Source organism: Streptomyces musisoli (assembly GCF_016741855.1).
GTDB classification, from domain to species: domain Bacteria; phylum Actinomycetota; class Actinomycetes; order Streptomycetales; family Streptomycetaceae; genus Streptomyces; species Streptomyces musisoli.
The window spans coordinates 442,855-461,895 of the sequence record NZ_JAERRH010000006.1; the positions used below are offsets into that span (position 1 = coordinate 442,855).

A 19,041-nucleotide genomic window follows, 5' to 3' on the forward strand; every position below is an offset into this window, starting at 1 on the left:
GGCTCATCCGGCGGCGGGTGGCTGCGCCGTGACGCGCGGCGCCGTGTGGAGATGCTCTCCGACACGCTTGACCAGGCGGGCCATCTCGTAGGCGACCAGTCCGATGTCGGCCGTGACCGCGGTGAGCAGGGCGAGACAGGAGCCGTCACCGGCGGCGGCCACGAAGAGGAACGCGTCGTCCATCTCGACCATGGTCTGGCGGACTCCGCCCGCTCCGAAGTGCCGTCCCGCGCCCTTGGCGAGACTGTTGAAGCCGGAGGCCACGGCGGCGAGATGCTCGGCGTCCTCCCGTGCCAGGCCGGTGGAGGCGCCGACCGCGAGGCCGTCGTTGGACAGCACGACGGCGTGCCGTACCTCGCCGACGCGCATCACCAGGTCGTCGAGCAGCCAGTCCAGTTCGCCGGACCGCCGGCCGGTCCTCGGGTTCGGGTCCTGGATCATTCCGGGTCTCCTTCGCTGCTGGGACTGCCCGATTCGGGGCGGTGAGCGGCACCGCGGCCGGGCTGTCCGCCACCACCGCGTGTCCAGCCGTCGCGGTATGCCGCCATGCGGTCCCGTACGAGTTCGGGGGTGCGCCTGTCGTCACCGTGCCGGTCGGGCCGCGCGTCCGGTTCTTCGGGGCGCTGGTGGCGCAGTTGGGGGGCGAGGCTCGCCTGGCGCACACGGCGCGGGAGGTCGTCGCTGGCCTCGCAGTCGTCCTGCGGACGGTGCGGCCTCAAGGCGGTGACTACGGGAGGTGGGGGCTCGTGGGCTGTGCCGGAGGAGTCGGACGCCCTTTTGGTGCCGGAGGAGCCGGGAGCCGCCACGGTGCCGCGGGGACTGGGAGCCGCCACGGTGCCGTGGGGGCCTGGAGCCTCCCCGAGCCCGTGGGGACCGGGAGCCGCCGCGGTGCCGTGGGAGCCGGATGCCGGTTGGGTGCCGGAGGGGCTCGACGCCGGCGCGGTCGCGTCCGGGCCGGGGGCAGGCCGGGCCGTGCCGGGCCCCGGCGGCTGCACGGTGCCGTGCGCGCCGGGCCCGGTCGCCAGGGCGGGCCGGTCCGGGCGAGCGGTGACGGCCGCCTCCTGGGGTGCGGTCGTTCCGGGTACGCGCGCGTGGGCGCCGTCCAGGCCGGCGCGGGCCTGTCCGTCCTGTGGGAAGGAGCGCTCCGCCGGGCCGCTGTGGAGCAGTGCCGTCGGCAGCAGGACCACGGCGGTGGTGCCTCCGTACGGGGAGGTCCGCAGGTGCACCTTGATCTCGTGCCGGGAGGCGAGCCTGCTGACCACGAAGAGCCCGAGGCGGTCGCTGTCAAAGAGGTCGAGCGCCTCCGACTGTTCGATGCGCCGGTTGGCCTCCGCGAGGGTGTCGGCGCCCATGCCCAGTCCCCGGTCCTCGATCTCCAGGGCGTAGCCGTTGCCGACGGGTTCGCCGGTGACCCGCACGCGTGTGTGGGGCGGTGAGAACTGCGCGGCGTTCTCGACGAGCTCGGCGAGGAGGTGGGTGAGGTCGGCGACCGCCGTGCCGACGACATGGGCCTCGGGGAACTGGCGCACCTCCACGCGCGCGTAGTCCTCGATTTCGGACACGGCGGCGCGCACGACGTCGGTCAGGGACACCGGCATGCGCCAGGCCCGGCCGGGTGCGGCTCCGGAGAGGATGATCAGGCTCTCGGCATGGCGCCGCATCCGGGTGGTGAGGTGGTCCAGGCGGAACAGGTCGCTGAGTTCGTCGGGGTCGTCGGAGCGCCGCTCCATGCTGTCGAGGAGGCTGAGCTGGCGGTGGACCAGGACCTGGCTGCGGCGGGCCAGGTTGACGAAGACCCCGGAGATGCCGCCGGCGAGTTCGGCGCGCTCGACGGCGGCGCTGAGCGCGGCGCGGTGGACGGTGGTGAGGGCTTCGGCGACCTGCCCGGTCTCGTCCTCGGCGAGTGGCCCGGCGGGCGCCTCGGCCTGGACATCGATCTCCTCGCCGGCGCGCAGTCTCCGCATCGCCTCGGGGAGTTTGCGGCGGGCGATCTCCAGCGCATCGTTGCGCAGGCTGACGAGTTCGACCACGAGGGCCCGGCCGATGCGGACGGAGATGAGGAGGGAGGCGGCGACGGCGGCGAGCCCGAGGAGCACGACGGCGCCGGCGGGGCTGAGCAGGCCGCGGGCGACGGGGTCGGCTCGGCCGGCGACGGCGCGTCCCGTGGCCGCCGCGATGGTCCGCATGCCGTCCTGCACGCGCGCGTGAGCGGCACTCCAGGCGGCTTGCGGTGCCGCGTCGGCCGGACCGGCACCCGGCCCGGCGGCGAGCAGCCTGTCCTCCGTGGCGCCCAGGGCGGTGTACGAGCCGTTCCCCGCCAACTCCCGCCATGCGGTGCGTTGCGCGGAAGGCAGGTCGGTCACGGCGGTCTCGGTGAGGGCACGGCGGGTGGCGACGGCGGCGCCGAAGAGCCTCAGGCGCTCCCCCCGCAGGGTGCCCTCGGTCCGTGCACTGCCCAGCAGGGCGTCCTCCTGGGCCAGTGCCTCGGCGGCGCGGGAGAATTCGAGCAGCACGCGCGCGTCGGAGGCGACGTCGGCCTGCTGGACGCCGGTGAGGGCACCGTCCACGGCGAAGGCCGCGCCGATGGTCTTCGTGTATCGCGTGTACGCGTCGTCCCAGGCCGCCCTGTGGCCCAGTACCGCCGTCCGCAGTGTGCCGAGGTGCTCGGCACCGGTGACGAAGGCATCCAGGCGCCCCGAGATGCCGGCGGGCAGTTCCTGGCTGTCGGCGACCGTGCTGCCACGGCCGAGCCGCAGCCTGGCCACGGCCCGGTCGGTGCGGGCCGCCAGGTCCTCGAGATCGCCGCCGTTCCGGGCGCTCGGGGCCGTGGCGTAGCGGACGGCAGCGGTGCGCTCGGCCTGCAACGCGGTGACGGCCGCGGCCACCGGGGTGCGCAGTTCGGCGTCGACCCGCTGGGACTGGCGCAGGCGGGCGACGTCCTGGGCGGTGGTGACGGCGGCGTACGCCCAGAGGGCGAGCAGGGAGACGACGGGCACCATCAGGAGGCTGACCACCTTGGCGCGCACGGTCCGGGGCCGCGGGTAAAGGCGGCTCCCGCGCGCCCGTGCCGTGGCGGGCGGCGTGCCGAGCGGGCGGTCGTCGCCCTCGTCGGCGGGCGGTCCGGCGTGTGCGCGGCGTCCGCGCGGACGGTGCACGGGGTCGACGGCCTTTTCAGGAGTACGGGGTGGGCGCATGGCCTCCTCGCTCGGGACGTGGTCGGGGGCGCTCGGGCCGAGGTCCCGCTAGCGGGCGGCACTCTCGACGGGCCGCTGGGCGGAGGCGGACGCCTCGCGCTCGCCGGCCGTGGGAGAGAGGGCGACGAAGGCCGAGGTGATGAACAGGTACGACCCGAGGCCGACGGCCAGGGGGAAGATGAACTGCATCGCCGTGGCGCCGGGAAGAGCGTCGCCGGAAGGTTCCACACGCACGCTCACCGCGAACATCCCGGTGTAGTGCATGCTGCTGACGGCTGCCCCCATGACGAGGGAGGCGACGGTGACCGCCAGGGGTGACGTGATGTTGAGTGCGGCCCACAGGGCGGCGGTGGCCGCGACGACGGCGATCAGTACCGACAGTCCGACGAGGACGGGGTCGTACTCGACGTGTCCGTGCAACCGCACCGCCGCCATGCCCAGGTAGTGCATGCTGGCGACGCCCAGTCCGGTGGTGAGGCCGCCGAGGAGGAGCGCGCGGGTGCGGTCGCGGCCGTGGCCGACGGCGAAGACGCCGGCGCAGACGACGACCATGGCGACGAGGAGGCTGAGGATCGTCAGCGGCACGTCGTAGCGGATGTCGGTGCCGCTGACCCGGAAGCCGAGCATGGCCACGAAGTGCATGGTCCAGATGCCCGTCCCGATCGCGGAGGCAGCGGTGACGAGCCAGTTGCGGCGCGCACGGCCGGTGGCGGCCAGCGCGCGCACGGTGCAGCGCAGTCCCAGTGCGGCGCCTATGCAGGCCATCACGTACGACAGCGCGGGGGTCAGCCAGCCGAAGGCGGCGTGGTCCAGGTGTCCCATGGCCCCGGGACGCTAGCGGGGGCAGGGGCGCACAACGGGGGCGCATTTCGAAAGGTGCTGGAATATGCGCACAGTTGCGACGAAGCGATCGCGTCCCGCTCGAACGTGCGCGCAGAGACATCCCTCGTGGCGGTGAGGAATCATGCGGAGCATGAGCGACGACCACACACATGTCCAGGAGTTCTTCACCGCCCGGGCCGCCGACTGGGACAGCAGGTTCCCGGACGACGGCCCGGCCTACGCGGCCGCCGTGTCCGGCCTCGGACTGCGCGAGGGGGATCGCGTGCTGGACGCGGGCTGCGGCACGGGGCGGGCGCTGCCGCCCCTGCGGGCCGCCGTGGGCCCCTCCGGGGTGGTTCTGGGCGCCGACCTGACCCCGGCGATGCTCCAGACCGCCGTGCAGGCCGGCCGGGACCGCCACGGGCGGCTGCTGCTCGCGGACGTCGCCGCGCTGCCGCTGCGCTCGGGCAGTCTCGACGCCGTGTTCGCGGCCGGCCTGATCGCCCACCTGCCGCATCCGGTGGACAACCTGCGGGAACTGGCCCGTGGCGTGCGGCGGGGCGGCACGCTCGCCCTCTTCCACCCCATCGGCCGAGCGGCCCTGGCGGCGCGCCAGGGCCGCCGGATCACGCCCGGCGACCTGCGGGCCGAGGACAATCTCCGGCCGCTGCTGTCCCGTTCGGGCTGGCGTATGACGTCGTACGTCGACGAGGACGCCCGTTTCCTCGCACTCGCGGTGCGCGAAGACTGAGGAACTGACGACTGACGGCCGCGGCGGTCAGTCCGTTCCGGCGACGGCCGCCACGAAGGCGTCGGGGGCGTCGAACATGACGTTGTGCCCGGCGCCGGGCACCGTCACGACGCGCACCCCGGCGGCTTCCAGGCCCTTCACGCCCGTGAGTTCGCCGCTGTGCTCGCCCTGGAGGTAGACACGGCCGACGGGCAGTCCCTCCAGGAGCGTTCGCATCACCGGATCCGAGCCCTGGCGCAGCCCGACGGCGCTGCGGTGCAGGGCGCGCGGGTCGGCCAACCGCATGGTGGCCGCCCACAGCGGTCCCACGGCCTCCAGCACGCGCGCATACTCCTTCTCCACGAACTCGTCCTCGTCGTAGGCGGCGATGTTGCTGCTGGCGGCGGTCGACGGCGGAAAGGCGTCCAGGTTGGCCTCCGTCAGGACCAGCCGGGATACGAGGTCGGGACGCCGGTGGGCGAGGACGACGGCCACGGCGCCGCCCATGCTGTGCGCGATCAGTTCGGCGCCGGCGACACCGGCCGCGTCCAGTGCGGCCGCGACCGCGCCGGCGTGGTCCTCCAGCGTGTAGCCGAAGTCCCGGGGGCGGTCGCTCGTGCCGTGACCGGGGAGGTCGACGAAGAGGCTGCGCCGTCCCGCGAGTTCGGGGCGGGCCGCGATGTGCGCGTGGTAGACGGCGGACATCGATCCGAGTCCGTGCAGGAACACCCGGGCGGGCTCCGCCCCGGGCGCCTCGGTCCACCGGATGCGGCTTCCCCTGCTGTCGAATGTGGCCTGCTGCACGTGCCCCTCCCTGCGTTGTGTGATGCCAGACCATACCTCGACACCGATGTATAGCGTCAAGGCGGTATTGGTGCGGCGATGTACTCCTGGGGAAGAATGCGGCCATGCTCGAACTCGCCATCCTCGGATTCCTCTACGACGCCCCGCTGCACGGTTACGTCCTGCGCCGTCACATCGCGGCGCTCACCGGCCATGTGCGCCCCGTCGCCGAGAGCACGCTCTACCCGGCGATCAAGCGGCTGGAGAAGGCGGGTCTGCTGGTGCGAGCGACGGAGCCCGGTGCGGTGGCCGCGCCGCGCCACGTGCTGAGCCTGACCGAGGACGGGGGACGTGAGCTGAGGCGCCGGCTCGCCGAGCCGGCGCAGCGGGAGATCACCGACGAGAACCACTGGTTCACGCTGCTCGCGTTCCTGCGGCACCTGGCGGACCCTGCCGCGCAGGCGGTGGTGCTGCGGCGCCGGCTGGCCTTCCTGGAGGAGCCGGCGAGCTTCTTCTACGAGGGCGACCGGCCGCTGGCCGCCGAGGAACTGGACGACCCGTTCCGGCGGGGTGTCCTCACCATCGCACGGGCCACGAGCCGGGCCGAACTGGCCTGGCTGCGTGACACCCTGGCGTCACTCGACGGGGCCGGCCGCTGAGGTGCCCTCGTGCCGCACCGGGCAGCCGCGCAGGCCGGGGACCGGGTGGGTGCCCAGATCGGCCACACGGTATCCGTTCGGGTAGCCCTTGACCTCCCGGTTCTGGCGCGCGAAGTGCGGGTCGCGGCGCGGCGGCAGCAGCCGGACCAGCCGTCCGCGCGCCCGTACGGCGCGGCGCACCAGCGCGGTGGTGACGGCACCGGGTCTCGGGTAGTGGAAGGCGCGCAGCAGCGGCTCGTCGAGCAGGGCGAGCGTCGCGGTCCGCAGCAACGGGGCCAGGGGGCCGGGATACCAGGACGCCATCAGACCGAGGGTGGCGTCCGAGACGCGCCGGGCGTCCTCGTCCCAGCCGAAGTGGGCCTCCTCGTAGGAGTCGAGAAGGGTTTCGAACTCCTCATAGGTCTCGGGGATGTCCGGAATGCCCATGTGCCGGCCGAGGGTGCGGTAGTACTCGGTGGTGGCGACGACCTCGTGCCAGGACAGCCGCCGCCACGCATAGGCGTCGATCCAGCGCCGGGGCACCACCACGAAGGTGCTCAGCACGTACCGCATGTCGTCGTCGCTGATGTCGTAGCTGCGGTGCATCCGGTTGATGCGGCGGATCGCGGTGCGCCCCTCCTCCGTGGCGAAGCCGTGCTCCACGACGGTGTCGAGGAGCAGCACCGTGTCGTCGTACCGCTTCTGTGTGCGCTCGGTCAGCTCCGCCGTCCGCGCGAGCAGACGCCCGATGCCGGGCACGGCGTAGGTGCGGTACAGAGCGAGTTCGAGGGCCCGCGCGTAGTCCCAGGGGAACTCCGACGACACACTGATCCGGTAGATCTCCAGCGCGTCCGCGACCGGGTCCAGCCGGCGGATCCGCTCCAGGTTCTCGAACCGCTTCACCGTGTCGTCCCCCTTCTGCGACCGAAACTCCGACTCTACGTTGTGGGACAGAAGATGGGCGATCGACGACGACCCCGTTCGGGGAGAGGGTGGTCCGCGTGTTCGACATGATCCGCAAGTACACCGGCAGGCTCCGCACCGCCACGCGCGAGCAGCCCGCGGGTACCGGGCAGAGGCGTGCACACAACTTGTTCGAAGCGGCGGCCGTCTATGTGGCGGCCCGCGCGGAGGACGATCAGGACCGGATAGAGGAGGCGGCGGCCTGGGTGTCGCCCGAGGCGCTGTCCTTCGGGGTGAGCGAGCTGGCCTGCCGGGCGGTCGTCGCGCTGGCCCGGGAGCGCGACGAGTCGCCGGGCGCGGTGGCCCGCGACCTCCTCGGGCTGCCCGCGGCCTGAGCGGAACTTCCTTCTCCAGGTGTGGCCGTTTCGCCCCCGTCCAGGCGGAAACCTGCAGCTCCGCGTGGTGTGCACAGTCGTGACAAGGGGCTTGCGCTCGCACTAGGGTGCGCGCCGATGGACGAACCACTCGGGAGGCAGGGATGGCCGGGACGGACGAGATAGCCGTCGCCGCCGCGGACGATGCGCTGTATGTGCTGACGGCGGTACTGCTGACGCCGGCACAGTTTCCGAGCGTGCTGGGCGACGATTACCCGGAGGCATGCGCGGCGCTGGATCTCCCGCCGCTCGCCGACGGATACGGCCTGGTGCTGGGCCAGGACGGGGACGGTGCTCGCTGGACGGTCGTCATCGACGACGTCTCGCTGGTCGCCGTGGCGATCGCGTCCTGGGACTGCGGCATGGAGTACGAGCTGTCACCGGACGAGCGCGCGGTCGTGACGGCGCTGCCTGGGTGGCCCCTGGCCGTCGCCGTCGCCGCACCCGGCGTGCCCGCACCGCACGACCCTCCTGCCGAGACGGCGGGCCGGGCGGCGCTGTGCCCACCGGACACCGGCTCCTGGGGGCCCGCCCAGCGCCGCCTGGGCGCCGACGAGATAGCGCTTCAGTGGGCGGCCTGGCGGGAGCAGATCGACGACGACTCCTTCCCCCCGCCCCGCGGACAGGCGGCGGCCGCGGAGTCCGCGCCGCCGGGCGCGCCAGGCGCTTCCACCGGCGGCCACGCCGGTGTCCGCCGGGTGCTCGCGGAGGCGCGCGGCTACGTCGAGTCGCCGCCGCCGCTCGGCCGGGTGCGGTCGTCGTTCGCCCCCGGCGAGGCCCGCACCCTGCGCGCCGACGGTCCCGGTTGGTCGATGGTGGCCCGCACCGACGACATCGCGTTCGTCCTGCTCGACGACGAGCCCGGCGAGATCCTGCCGGTGGGCCGGGGCCCCGAGCTGCCGGGACTGCTGGAGGCGCTCGACAAGATGGCCGTACGGCCCCTGTGAGCCGAGGCGCCCGGACGGTGCCTTCCGAACCGGCCTTCCCCGGGGACCGCGCCCTCGCACGGGGCGCGGCCACCGGCGGTCCGCCGAACCGCGCGGCCGCCTCGCCGGGCGAGCGAACCCCTGCCGTGGGCCGGCCCTGGTCCAGCCTCGGCCCAGGGAGGCCATGTACTCGCGCGGCATCCGGCCTCCGCCGGGCGTGGACGCCTCAGCGACCATCACTCTGCGGTGGGCCGAGGCCTCGGCGACCACGCCCCGCCGTGCGTCGGCGAACCGCTGAGTGTCCTCCCGCCGCTCGCCGGCGCCTCAGCGGCCGAGTTCCTTGCGGGTGACCCGGCGGAGCCTGCGCCGCTGCGAGGGGTCCAGGGCGAGGTACGCGGCCACCGGAACCCCCACGATGATCAGGAACGCCACCCACCAGGGCAGCCATATCCACAGGATGAGCCCGACCGCCACGCCCCCTGCGGCGATCTTCGCGTTCTTGGACATGAGCGTCGCCTCCTTCGCGGCCACTGCCGCTCTCTGATCTGAGAACGGCCTCCCGCCCTCCGCGGTTCCGCATCCCACCCCTGAGACATCCCTGAGCGCACCCGTACTGGCTCGATCCCGGCTCCGCGGCGACAGCCCGCATCGAACAGATCGTGAAGTGATCCACATCATGGCTTCGGCGCACCGCAGCGCCGGCGCCGCACTGCACCCTCGTTATCGACTCCGCCGACCTCGTTCCACCGTGGCGGGAACCGGTGGACCGTCGCGGACGAGGGCCTTCAGCCGCAGCCGGGGGAAGAGGGCGGCCGGTGGCCGTATCGCGACGAGACAGGGCGCCGGGTTCCGGCGGGCGGGGCGGACTCCGACCCCGCGACGGCGCTGGCCTCCTCGCGACTCGGCACGAAGGCGCGTGCGAGAGACGGACTCTGACAGGCGGTCACCGTGCGACGGGCACGATCCGATGAGCGCCGGACCCCGCACGTTCACACCCCGGTCGTGCGGCGTTCCCCCAAGGGCCCGATCGTGTCCGCAGCCAGTGACCTTGTACCGAGGAGGACCCATGTCCCCGCATGCCGCCGGCCGGCGCCGCGCCCACCGTTCCGTTGCCACGGGTCTGCCCCTGGCCCTGGCCGCCGTCCTCGTGGCCGCGGGGACGGCCACGGCGGCGCCGTGCGGGGACGCCCGTGTCGTCCGCACGGCGACGCTCGGCGAGATCCCGCTCGGCACGTTCAGCAACGCGCTGCTGCCCGGCAGTGTGGCCGACGACCGGGGGGTGAAGCTCGGCGGCATCGGCAGCGACATCTACCCGGCCGACCGCAAGGGCGAGTACTGGACGGTGACCGACCGCGGCCCCAACGGCCAGATCAAGGTGGACGGCAAGAAGCGCCGTACCTTCCCGGTGCCGGGCTTCGACCCCGCCATCGTGAAGATCCGGGTCCGCGGGAACAGCGTCGAGGTGATCGACGCGATACCGCTGACCACCGCCTCCGGGAAGGCCGTCACCGGCCTGTCCGACCAGAAGGGCCGGGACGAGGCGCCGTACACCTACGACGCGCGGACGCCGCTCTCCTACGACCCGGACGGCCTGGACACCGAGGGCATCGTGCGGGCCGGGGACGGCACCTTCTGGCTGGTGGACGAGTACGGTCCGTCCCTCGTCCACGTCTCCGCGCGCGGGGAGGTACTCGCCCGCTATGTGCCCGAGGGCCTCGGCCTGACCGGCGCGGACTACCCGGTGGTGGAGGCGCTGCCGTCGGTGCTGCTGCACCGCAAGGGCAACCGGGGGTTCGAGGGGCTGGCGCAGCTGCCGGGCGGTGACCTGGTGATGGCCCTGCAGAGCCCGCTCTCGCTGCCGGACGGTGACGCCGGGGATGCCTCGCGCACTACCCGGCTGCTGCGTTTCTCGCCGCGCATGAAGGCCGTCACCGCCGAGTACGCCTACCGGTTCGACCCGGTGAACGTGGTCGACCCGGGCGAGGACGACACCTCCGAGCTGAAGATCTCGTCGGTGGTGGCGGTCGGCCCTGACCGGCTGCTCGTCGAGGAGCGCACCGACAAGGCGGCGCGGCTCCAGCTGGTCCGGCTGGGGCGCGGGGCGGACATCCTCGGCGGCCCGTGGGACGACGACACGACGTCCCCGTCGCTGGAGCAGCTGGACGATCCGGCGGCCGCGGGGGTGCCGGTGCTGTCCAAGCAGCTCGTGGTGGACCTGGGGAAGGTCGCCGGGGTCCCCCGGAAGATCGAGGGTGTCGCGCGCGTGGATCACGACACGCTCGCGCTGGTCAACGACAACGACTTCGGGATGACCGACGGTGAGGGTGCGTTCGACGCCCAGGGCCGCCTGGTCGACAGCGGTGTCGAGACGACGGTGACGTACGTGCGTCTGCCCAGGAGCCTGTGACGGAGCCCGCCGGGCCGGATTCCGTCACGGCGGGCCCGATAGGGCAGGGCGGCATGTGAGGTGCCGCCCTGCCCGGCCCTCCGGGTCGCCGTCCGGGTCGTCGTCGCCGCGGACGTCCGGGGGGCGACGTCGCGCGTCTCAGGCGCCCGGGCATCGCTCCACGCGCGCGTGGCCGTCAGTCCCGCGCCCCCAGCAAGTGGTCCATCGCCAGCTGGTCGAGCCGTTCGAAAGCCATGCCGCGCGCGGCTGCCGCCTCCACGTCGAAGTCCTCGAAGGCCGTGCGGTCGGCGAGCAGGGCCGGCAGGCCGTCGGCCGCGGTCGGCTGGGCCAGCTGGTCCAGACGCGAGGCGCGAAGCGCCTCCCGCACCTCCGGATCGGCTCGGAAGGCGGCCGACCGCTCCTTCAGGACGAGGTAGTTGCGCATGCAGCCGGCCGCCGACGCCCACACGCCGTCGAGATCCTCGGTCCGCGGCGGCTTGAAGTCGAAGTGGCGGGGTCCGTCGTAACCGGCGCTCTCCAGGAGGTCGACGAGCCAGAAGGCGGCCCGCAGGTCGCCGGCGCCGAACCTCAGGTCCTGGTCGTACTTGATGCCGGACTGGCCGTTGAGGTCGATGTGGAAGAGCTTGCCCGCCCACAGGGCCTGGGCGATGCCGTGCGGGAAGTTCAGACCGGCCATCTGCTCGTGGCCGACCTCCGGGTTCACCCCGTACAGCTCGGGCCGCTCCAGGCGCTCGATGAAGGCCAGCGCGTGGCCGACGGTGGGCAGCAGGATGTCGCCGCGGGGCTCGTTCGGCTTGGGCTCGATCGCGAAGCGGAGGTCGTAGCCCTGGGTGGTGACGTACTCGCCGAGGAGGTCGAAGGCCTCCTTCATGCGGTCCAGGGCGACACGCACGTCCTTGGCGGCCCCGGACTCGGCGCCCTCCCGGCCGCCCCAGGCGACATATGTGCCCGCACCCAGTTCGACCGCCAGGTCGATGTTGCGGATCGTCTTGCGCAGGGCGTAACGGCGCACGTCACGGTCGTTGGCGGTGAACGCCCCGTCCTTGAAGACGGGGTGCGTGAAGAGGTTCGTGGTGGCCATCGGGACGGTCATGCCGGTGGCGTCCAGGGCCTGGCGGAACCGCTTGACGTGCGACTCGCGCTCGCTGTCCGAGGAGCCGAAGGGGATCAGATCGTCGTCGTGGAAGGTCACGCCGCAGGCGCCGAGGTCGGCCAGGCGCCGCACCGTCTCGACCGGGTCGAGGGCGCGGCGGGTGGCGTCGCCGAACGGGTCCCTTCCCTGCCAGCCGACGGTCCAAAGGCCGAAGGTGAACCTGTCCTCGGGGGTGGGCCGGTAGTTCATGCCGCGACTCCTTGCTGCGTACGACTATTTCGTCATGGCGCTTTACAAATTAGTATGCGGGCGCACCGCTGGGAAGAGACAAGATGTCTTCGACAGCAAGGTGTCTTCGACAGCCCACCGCACATCCCGCGGATCCGCGGAAGAGGGAGAGCCCGATGTCAGCAGCCGAGGGTCCGCTCGTCGTCGGGGTGGACACGTCCACCCAGTCCACGAAGGCACTGGTCGTCGACGCGGCGACCGGGCAGGTCGTGGCCAGTGGCCAGGCGCCGCACACCGTGACCACCGGGTTGGGCCGGGAGAGTGATCCGCGCCGGTGGTGGGACGCGCTGTGCGCCGCGCTGCGCCAGTGCGGTGAAGCGGCGCACGAGGCGGCGGCCGTGTCGATCGGCGGTCAGCAGCACGGCCTGGTCACCCTCGACGAGCGCGGCGAGCCGGTGCGTCCGGCGCTGCTGTGGAACGACGTCCGCTCCGCACCGCAGGCCCGCCGTCTCGTGGAGGAGCTGGGCGGACCCAAGGCCTGGGCGGAGCGCACCGGCAGTGTGCCCGGCGCGTCCTTCACGGCCGCCAAGTGGGCGTGGCTCGCCGAGCACGAGCCGGAGGCGGTCCGCGCGACCAGGGCGGTGCGCCTCCCCCACGACTACCTCACCGAGCGTCTGACCGGGCAGGGCACCACCGATCGCGGCGATGCCTCCGGCACCGGCTGGTGGGCGTCCGGCACGGAGGCGTACGACGAGGAGACCCTCGCGCACCTCGGTCTCGACCCGGCACTGCTGCCCCGGGTGGCACGGCCCGGCGAGGTGGTCGGCACGGTGCGCGGCAGCCACGAGGTGCCCTTCTCCAAGGGCACGCTGGTGGCGCCCGGCACCGGCGACAACGCGGCGGCGGCGCTGGGTCTCGGTCTGCGGCCCGGCACACCGGTGCTGAGCCTCGGCACCTCCGGCACGGTCTACGCCGTCTCCAAGCACCGCCCCGCCGATCCGACCGGCACGGTGGCGGGCTTCGCCGACGCGCGCGGGGACTGGCTGCCCCTGGCCTGCACCCTGAACTGCACCCTCGCCGTGGACCGCGTGGCGGCCCTGCTGGGCCTGGACCGTGAGGCGGTGGAACCCGGCGGCTCCGTGACCCTGCTCCCGTACCTGGACGGTGAGCGCACGCCGAACCTGCCGCACGCCTCCGGTGTGCTGCACGGGCTGCGCCACGACACGACCGCGGGCCAGCTGCTCCAGGCCGCCTACGACGGCGCGGTGCACGCGCTGCTCGGGGCCCTCGACCTGGTCCTCGACGAGGACGCGGACCGCGGCACCCCGCTGGTCCTGATCGGCGGCGGGGCCCGTGGGACGGCGTGGCAGCAGACCGTGCGCCGGCTCTCCGGGCGGCCGGTGCAGGTCCCGGAGGCCGGGGAACTGGTCGCCCTGGGCGCGGCGGCGCAGGCGGCGGGACTGCTGACCGGCGAGGACCCCGCGGCGGTGGCCCGTCGCTGGAACACGGCCGCGGGCCCGGTGCTGGGCGCCGTGGAGCGGGACGGGGCGACGCTGGACCGGATCACCGGGGTACTCTCCGACGCGGCCCCGCTGCTGGAGCGGGAGACCGGCAGACAGTGACCAGGCCGCCCGCGCGAGGCCGGGCGCCAGACACCGAGGACGACGGAGGCATGACCGCACCGCTGCACGAGGCGCGCCCGCCGGGCACCGGACGTACCCTGCCGGACACCCAGCAGGGCATGCGCCGGCGCAACCTCGCCCGGGTGATGCACGCCGTCAGCGCGGAGGGTTCGCTGTCCCGGGCGGCGGTCGCCTCGCGGATCGGGCTGACCCGGGCGGCCGTGTCGACGCTGGTGGACGAGCTGATCCGCTGGGGGCTGCTGGAGGAGCTGGGCCCCGAGCGGCCCGGCCGGGTGGGCCGGCCGGGGTCGGCGCTCGCGGTGAGCGGGCGGGGGCCGGCCGGGATCGGGGCGGAGATCGGCGTCGACCACCTCGCGGTGTGCGCGGTCGACCTGCGCGGCGAGGTCCGCGCGCGGGCCGTCCGCCGCGGCGCCCACCGGGGCCGGGCACCCGGGCCCGTCATCGAGGCCCTGACGGCGTTGGTCCGTGAGGTCGTCGCGGAAGCGGAGCGCGCGGAACTCTGGCCCGCCGGGCTAGCGGTCGCCGTGCCCGGGCTGGTCGCCAGGGACGGCCGGACGGTCGTGCGGGCACCGAACCTCGAATGGCACGACACCGACCTCGGCTCGCTGCTGCCCGGCGAGTGGCCGCTGACCGTGGACAACGAGGCCAACTTCGGCGCCCTGGCCGAGCTGTGGCTCGGCGCCGGCACCCCCGGTGACTTCCTGCACGTGTCGGCCGAGATCGGCATCGGAGCCGCGGTCGTCGTGGACGGCCGGCTGCTGCGCGGGACCCGGGGGTTCGCCGGCGAGCTGGGCCATGTGCCCGTACGGCCGGACGGCCCTCCCTGCCCCTGCGGCGGCCGGGGATGCCTGGAGCAGTACGCGGGTGAGGAGGCGGTACTGCGCGCTGCCGGGCTCGAGCCGCGGGAGGATCTGGTCGGCCTGCTCGCGGAGCGCGCCGAGGCGGGCGACGCGGGGGTACGGGCCGCTCTGCGGGACGCCGGTACGGCCCTGGGCATCGCCCTGACCGGAGCGGTGAACCTGCTCGATCCCGAGACGGTGGTCCTGGGCGGCGCCCTGGCCGGCCTCTCGCCGTGGCTGCTGCCGGCGCTGGAGCACGAGCTGACGGGCCGTACGGCGGGCCCGGCCTGCCCGGTCACCGTCTCCCGGCTCGGTCCGCAGGGCCCCCTTCTGGGCGCCGCGCACTCGGTCGTCCGTGCGGTACTGGACGATCCCGCGGTGGTGGCGGAACGATCCTGAGACGCCGCGTGCGGACCATGGCTCCCGAGGGCCGGTGACGCGAAGCGCCGCGCGCGACGGGAGCCGACGGGTGTGCCGTACGGCGGGAGCCGATGGCTGCGATGTTCGGCGGAAGCCGACAGGTGTGCCGTGCCGGTCCTCCTCCTGCGCCCGCCGGTGACGCGAAGTGCCGCGCGCGGCGGGAGCCGGCCGGTGTGCCGTGCGACGGCAGCCGACGGGTGTGCCGTACGGCGGGAGCCGATGGCTGCGATGTTCGGCGGAAGCCGACAGGTGTGCCGTGCCGGTCCTCCTCCTGCGCCCGCGTGGTACGTGCTGCCCGCCCCGCACCCTCGTTCTTCGCCCGATCGGGTGAGCGAGTTGTCCACAAGCCGCGACTTGTCCACAGAACCGCGACATGCCCTTCTGCCCAACCGGACCGCGCCGTAACGTGATTCACGTGAGCGGCAGCCGACGGCCCGTCAAGAACGGCCAGGATGCTCGCGTAACGACCCAGCACTCAGGCCCGTGGTCCGCTGACCACCCGTCACTCCGGCGGCCCCGCGCTGCCCCGCCGACCCGATCCCCCGACGGCCCGACCCCGACGTCGACGAACGGCCTTCAGAAGGGAGCCATGCAGCGATGACCGACCCCCCGATCCTCACCGTGCACCCGGAACCGGACCAGTACGCCTGGACGTTCGGCGGTGCCGCACCCATGGCCCGGATCGCACCCGGCACGGTCCTCGATCTGTACACGGAGGACTGCTTCGCCGGCCGGGTCCGCTCCGAGAAAGACCTCGTCTCCGAGGTGTGCGAGTTCCCCTACCTCAATCCCCAGAGCGGCCCCTTCCACATCGAGGGCGCCGAGCCCGGTGACACCGTGGCCGTCCACTTCGTGTCGATCGAACCGGCCCGCGACTGGGCGGCGTCCACGACGGTCCCCCTCTTCGGCGCGCTCACCTCCACGCACACCACGGCCTCCCTCCAGCCGCCGCTGCCGGAGCGGGTCTGGATCTGGCAACTGGACCGGACCCGGCGGACCGCCCTGTTCCGGGCACGGGACGGTGACATCCAGGTGGAGCTGCCCCTGGATCCGATGCACGGGACGGTGGGCGTGGCCCCCGCCGGCCTGGAAGTCCGCTCGGCCCTGGTCCCCGATCCCCACGGCGGGAACATGGACACCCCCGAGATGCGCGCCGGCGTCACCTGCTACCTGGGCGTCAATGTCGAGGGCACCCTGCTCAGCCTCGGCGACGGACACGCCCGGCAGGGTGAGGGCGAGACCTGCGGTGTGGCCGTGGAGTGCGCGATGAACACGGTGGTGGTCGTGGACCTCCTCAAGGACGTCGCCACACCCTGGCCCCGGCTGGAGTCGGACACGCACATCATCTCGACCGGCTCGGCACGCCCGTTGGAGGACGCGTTCCGGATATCGCAGCTCGACCTGGTGCGGTGGCTGGTGCGCGACTACGGCTTCAGCGAACTGGACGCGTACCAGTTCGCAACCCAGACCGTCGAATCACCCTTGGCCAACGTGTGCGACACGAACTACACCTGCGTGGCCAAGCTCCGCAAGGAGTGGCTGCCCGCCCGGGAGACCTACCGCGGCGTGCACGCACGACTGCGGGAGACCGCGCGGGCCCTGCGCGGCTGACGTCTTCGCCGTACCCCTGACTTCCGAACGGCCTCCCCAAGGCATCCCGAAAGGCATCCCGAAAGGCACCCCGCCATGGACATGAACATGGACCGAGCCAGGCCGCGGCTCAGCCGACGGCGACTGCTGCTGAAGGGCGCGGCACTCGCCGCCGTCCCCTACACCCTGCTTCCCGACCCGCGTGCCGCAGCACGGAGCGGGACCGTGGACTACCCGCCCGCGGAGTGGCAACCGGCGAGCAGCTCCAACTACACGGTGGCCGACCGCCCCGCCGACTACGCCATCGACCGGGTGGTCATCCACGTCACGCAGGAGACGTACACCAACACGCTGGCGATCTTCGCCAATCCGCAGAAGAAGGTCTCCGCGCACTATGTGGTCCGCTCCACGGACGGACACGTCGCCCAGTGCGTGCACGAGGCCGCCATCGCCTGGCACGCGGGCAACTGGAGCTACAACACTCGCAGCATCGGCATCGAGCACGAAGGCTGGGTGGACCAGCCCGGCTACTTCACCAACGCCCTCTACGAGCAGTCGGCGAGACTCACGGCGGCGATCTGCGCCAGATACGGCATCCCCAGGGACAGGGAGCACATCATCGGCCACTACCAGGTGCCCGGCACCGACCACACCGACCCGGGGCCGGTATGGGACTGGGTGCGCTACATCAGATTGGTCAACTTCTCCTAGCCGGAGGCTGAGCGGCCGACCGAGCGGTTGTCCGGGCGCACCACCGGGGTGACGATGGTCCCGGTCGCCATGGCACCACCGAGCCGGCCGCGTCACCGCCCACCCCGCCGCATCCGACATCACCGGCCTGATCACAACCAACACCACCAGCCCGATCCACCACACCCGACACCAGCAGCCCGACCGCCGTACCCGACAGCAGACAGCACCACCCCGGTGCGCCGCACCCGACACCGTCAGCCCGGTCCGCCGCACCGCGTACCCCGCGCTTCACCGCGCCACGTCCACCGCCGTACACCGCACCGCGTCCACCGCAGTTTCACCCTACGGGGAGGCCGAGTTGAACGATCCGTGGGTTGCCCTGGAGCAGGGGGCCGACCCCGCCGAGCGTGTCCGGGCGCTGCGCCGGGCGCACGAGACCTTCACCGCGGTGGGCACCGTGCCGCGCCCGGTGCGGTCGGTGGTGGCGGAGTCATGGCGGCGCAGCGCGCGGGCCGGGGTCGGGCCGGACGGCACCGCCAGCGTGGAACTGACCGACGGCGACCTCGGCACCTACCGTGCCGAGCATCCGCTGGCCCGGGTGATGCCCCTGTTCCGGGAGCTGATGGGCACGTTCGCGGCCGACGGCGAGCATCTGCTGGCGGTGTGCGACGCGCACGGCAGGCTGCTGTGGGTGGAGGGGCACACGGCGACCCGGCGCCGGGCGGACCGGATGAACTTCGTGCCCGGGGCCCGCTGGTCGGAGAACGCGGTCGGGACCAACGCGCCCGGCACCGCCGTCGCCGTGGACCGGCCCGTGCAGGTCTTCGCCGCGGAGCACTTCATACGGCGGGTGCAGCCGTGGACGTGCGCCGCCGCACCCGTGCACGATCCACGCACCGGACGGGTCCTGGGGGCCGTGGACATCACCGGCGGGGACGGGCTCGCCCATCCGCACAGTCTCGGCTTCGTGCAGGCGGTGGCGCGCGCCGCGGAGGCACAGCTCGCCCTGCTCACCCCGCCCCGCACCGAGGAGGCGCCGCTGCTGAGCGCGCTCGGCCGCGACGAGGCCGAACTCGCCCTGGACGGGCGGCGGATCCGGCTGAGCCGCAGGCACAGCGAGATCCTGGTGCTGCTGTCCCGGCATCCCGAGGGTCTGAGCGGGGACGAACTGCTGTGCGCGCTGTACGCGGACGAGTCGGTGACCCCCGTGACGCTGCGCGCCGAACTGGCCCGGCTGCGGCGGCTGCTGGGCCCCGGGTCGCTCGCCTCACGGCCGTACCGGCTGACGGGGGTGGTCGAGTCGGACGCCACGGTGGTCGAGCGGCGGCTGGAGACGGGGGCGCTGACCGCGGCGGCGGAGGCGTACACCGGACCACTGCTGCCCGGCTCACAGGCCCCGGCCGTCGTCCGGCTGCGGGATCGGCTCTCCGGTGGGCTGCGCGCGGCGCTGGTCGCGCACGGCGACGCGGACCTGCTGGCGGACTGGGCGCACGCGCCGTGGGGCGAGGACGACGTGGCGGTGTGGCGGGCGCTCGCCGCGGTGCGCCCGACGGCCCCGGTCCGCGCGCGGCTCGCCGCGCTGGAGGCCGAGTTCGCGGCGCCGGCCGGCCCGGCACCGGCGCGGAACCGTGGGAGGCACGGGTCGTCCTCCCACGCAACGTACTTGCAACGTCCGCCTGTCTAGCCTCGCGCCGAGAG

17 protein-coding genes are annotated in these 19,041 nt (G+C 73.5%); 10 read left to right on the forward strand and 7 right to left on the reverse strand.

Annotated features, from left to right (window positions below; translation table 11 throughout):
* Positions 1-3: 3 nt before the first annotated feature.
* Genes JK361_RS19575 through JK361_RS19585 form a run of 3 tightly spaced genes read right to left on the reverse strand, consistent with a single transcriptional unit; the run spans position 4 to position 4,016 of the window.
* A complete protein-coding gene (locus JK361_RS19575; RefSeq protein ID WP_201819814.1) occupies positions 4-441 on the reverse strand; it encodes a roadblock/LC7 domain-containing protein in 438 nt (145 codons plus the stop codon).
* Positions 438-3,194 (reverse strand): sensor histidine kinase, encoded by a 2,757-nt coding sequence (locus tag JK361_RS19580; RefSeq protein WP_236053186.1) that lies wholly within the window; start codon positions 3,192-3,194, stop codon positions 438-440. The genes JK361_RS19575 and JK361_RS19580 overlap by 4 nt, the downstream gene beginning before the upstream one ends.
* Before the next feature lie 48 nt (positions 3,195-3,242).
* A complete protein-coding gene (locus tag JK361_RS19585; RefSeq protein ID WP_201819822.1) occupies positions 3,243-4,016 on the reverse strand; it encodes an MHYT domain-containing protein in 774 nt (257 codons plus the stop codon).
* A gap of 151 nt (positions 4,017-4,167) precedes the next feature.
* Here JK361_RS19585 and JK361_RS19590 point away from each other — a divergent pair, with 151 nt between their 5' ends.
* The gene (locus tag JK361_RS19590) at positions 4,168-4,767 is read left to right on the forward strand and encodes a class I SAM-dependent methyltransferase (RefSeq protein ID WP_201819825.1); all 600 of its coding nucleotides are present in this window, start codon (positions 4,168-4,170) and stop codon (positions 4,765-4,767) included.
* Positions 4,768-4,794: 27 nt separating this feature from the next.
* Here the strand turns inward: JK361_RS19590 and JK361_RS19595 are convergent, their stop codons facing one another.
* Positions 4,795-5,550, reverse strand: a complete 756-nt coding sequence (locus tag JK361_RS19595) for an alpha/beta fold hydrolase (RefSeq protein WP_201819826.1) — start codon at positions 5,548-5,550, stop codon at positions 4,795-4,797.
* Between the two features lie 104 nt (positions 5,551-5,654).
* Between JK361_RS19595 and JK361_RS19600 the strand changes: the two genes are divergently transcribed.
* The gene (locus JK361_RS19600; protein ID WP_201819827.1) at positions 5,655-6,188 is read left to right on the forward strand and encodes a PadR family transcriptional regulator; all 534 of its coding nucleotides are present in this window, start codon (positions 5,655-5,657) and stop codon (positions 6,186-6,188) included.
* On the opposite strand, the gene JK361_RS19605 is transcribed toward JK361_RS19600, so the two are convergent.
* Positions 6,165-7,070 carry an oxygenase MpaB family protein gene (locus tag JK361_RS19605; protein WP_201819828.1) on the reverse strand — a complete coding sequence of 302 codons (906 nt, stop codon included), beginning with the start codon at positions 7,068-7,070 and terminating at the stop codon, positions 6,165-6,167. The two genes, JK361_RS19600 and JK361_RS19605, sit on opposite strands and share 24 nt — an antisense overlap.
* Positions 7,071-7,168: 98 nt before the next feature.
* On the opposite strand from JK361_RS19605, the gene JK361_RS19610 reads away from it, so the two are divergent.
* Positions 7,169-7,465 (forward strand): hypothetical protein, encoded by a 297-nt coding sequence (locus tag JK361_RS19610; protein ID WP_201819829.1) that lies wholly within the window; start codon positions 7,169-7,171, stop codon positions 7,463-7,465.
* Positions 7,466-7,608: 143 nt separating this feature from the next.
* Entirely contained in the window at positions 7,609-8,451 is an 843-nt protein-coding gene (locus JK361_RS19615; RefSeq protein WP_201819830.1) for a hypothetical protein, read from the forward strand.
* Between the two features lie 303 nt (positions 8,452-8,754).
* On the opposite strand, the gene JK361_RS19620 is transcribed toward JK361_RS19615, so the two are convergent.
* Positions 8,755-8,937, reverse strand: coding sequence for a tail-anchor membrane protein (locus tag JK361_RS19620; RefSeq protein ID WP_201819832.1), 183 nt, complete (start codon positions 8,935-8,937; stop codon positions 8,755-8,757).
* Between the two features lie 559 nt (positions 8,938-9,496).
* Here JK361_RS19620 and JK361_RS19625 point away from each other — a divergent pair.
* Entirely contained in the window at positions 9,497-10,837 is a 1,341-nt protein-coding gene (locus JK361_RS19625) for an esterase-like activity of phytase family protein (protein WP_201819835.1), read from the forward strand.
* Positions 10,838-11,012: 175 nt separating this feature from the next.
* Here JK361_RS19625 and xylA read toward each other — a convergent pair whose 3' ends face one another.
* Positions 11,013-12,179, reverse strand: coding sequence for a xylose isomerase (gene xylA, locus JK361_RS19630; RefSeq protein ID WP_201819838.1), 1,167 nt, complete (start codon positions 12,177-12,179; stop codon positions 11,013-11,015).
* Positions 12,180-12,334: 155 nt separating this feature from the next.
* Between xylA and xylB the strand changes: the two genes are divergently transcribed.
* The 5 genes from xylB to JK361_RS19655 all read left to right on the forward strand — a co-directional run bounded on the left by xylB (position 12,335) and on the right by JK361_RS19655 (position 19,027).
* A complete protein-coding gene (gene xylB / locus JK361_RS19635; RefSeq protein WP_201819840.1) occupies positions 12,335-13,780 on the forward strand; it encodes a xylulokinase in 1,446 nt (481 codons plus the stop codon).
* A gap of 50 nt (positions 13,781-13,830) precedes the next feature.
* Positions 13,831-15,039 (forward strand): ROK family transcriptional regulator, encoded by a 1,209-nt coding sequence (locus tag JK361_RS19640; protein WP_201819842.1) that lies wholly within the window; start codon positions 13,831-13,833, stop codon positions 15,037-15,039.
* Between the two features lie 618 nt (positions 15,040-15,657).
* Positions 15,658-16,671, forward strand: a complete 1,014-nt coding sequence (locus tag JK361_RS19645; protein WP_201819844.1) for an acetamidase/formamidase family protein — start codon at positions 15,658-15,660, stop codon at positions 16,669-16,671.
* Positions 16,672-16,758: 87 nt separating this feature from the next.
* Complete coding sequence (locus JK361_RS19650) at positions 16,759-17,361, forward strand: N-acetylmuramoyl-L-alanine amidase (RefSeq protein ID WP_201819845.1); 603 nt, start codon at positions 16,759-16,761, stop codon at positions 17,359-17,361.
* Between the two features lie 340 nt (positions 17,362-17,701).
* Positions 17,702-19,027 (forward strand): GAF domain-containing protein, encoded by a 1,326-nt coding sequence (locus JK361_RS19655; RefSeq protein WP_201819853.1) that lies wholly within the window; start codon positions 17,702-17,704, stop codon positions 19,025-19,027.
* Positions 19,028-19,041: the final 14 nt, after the last annotated feature.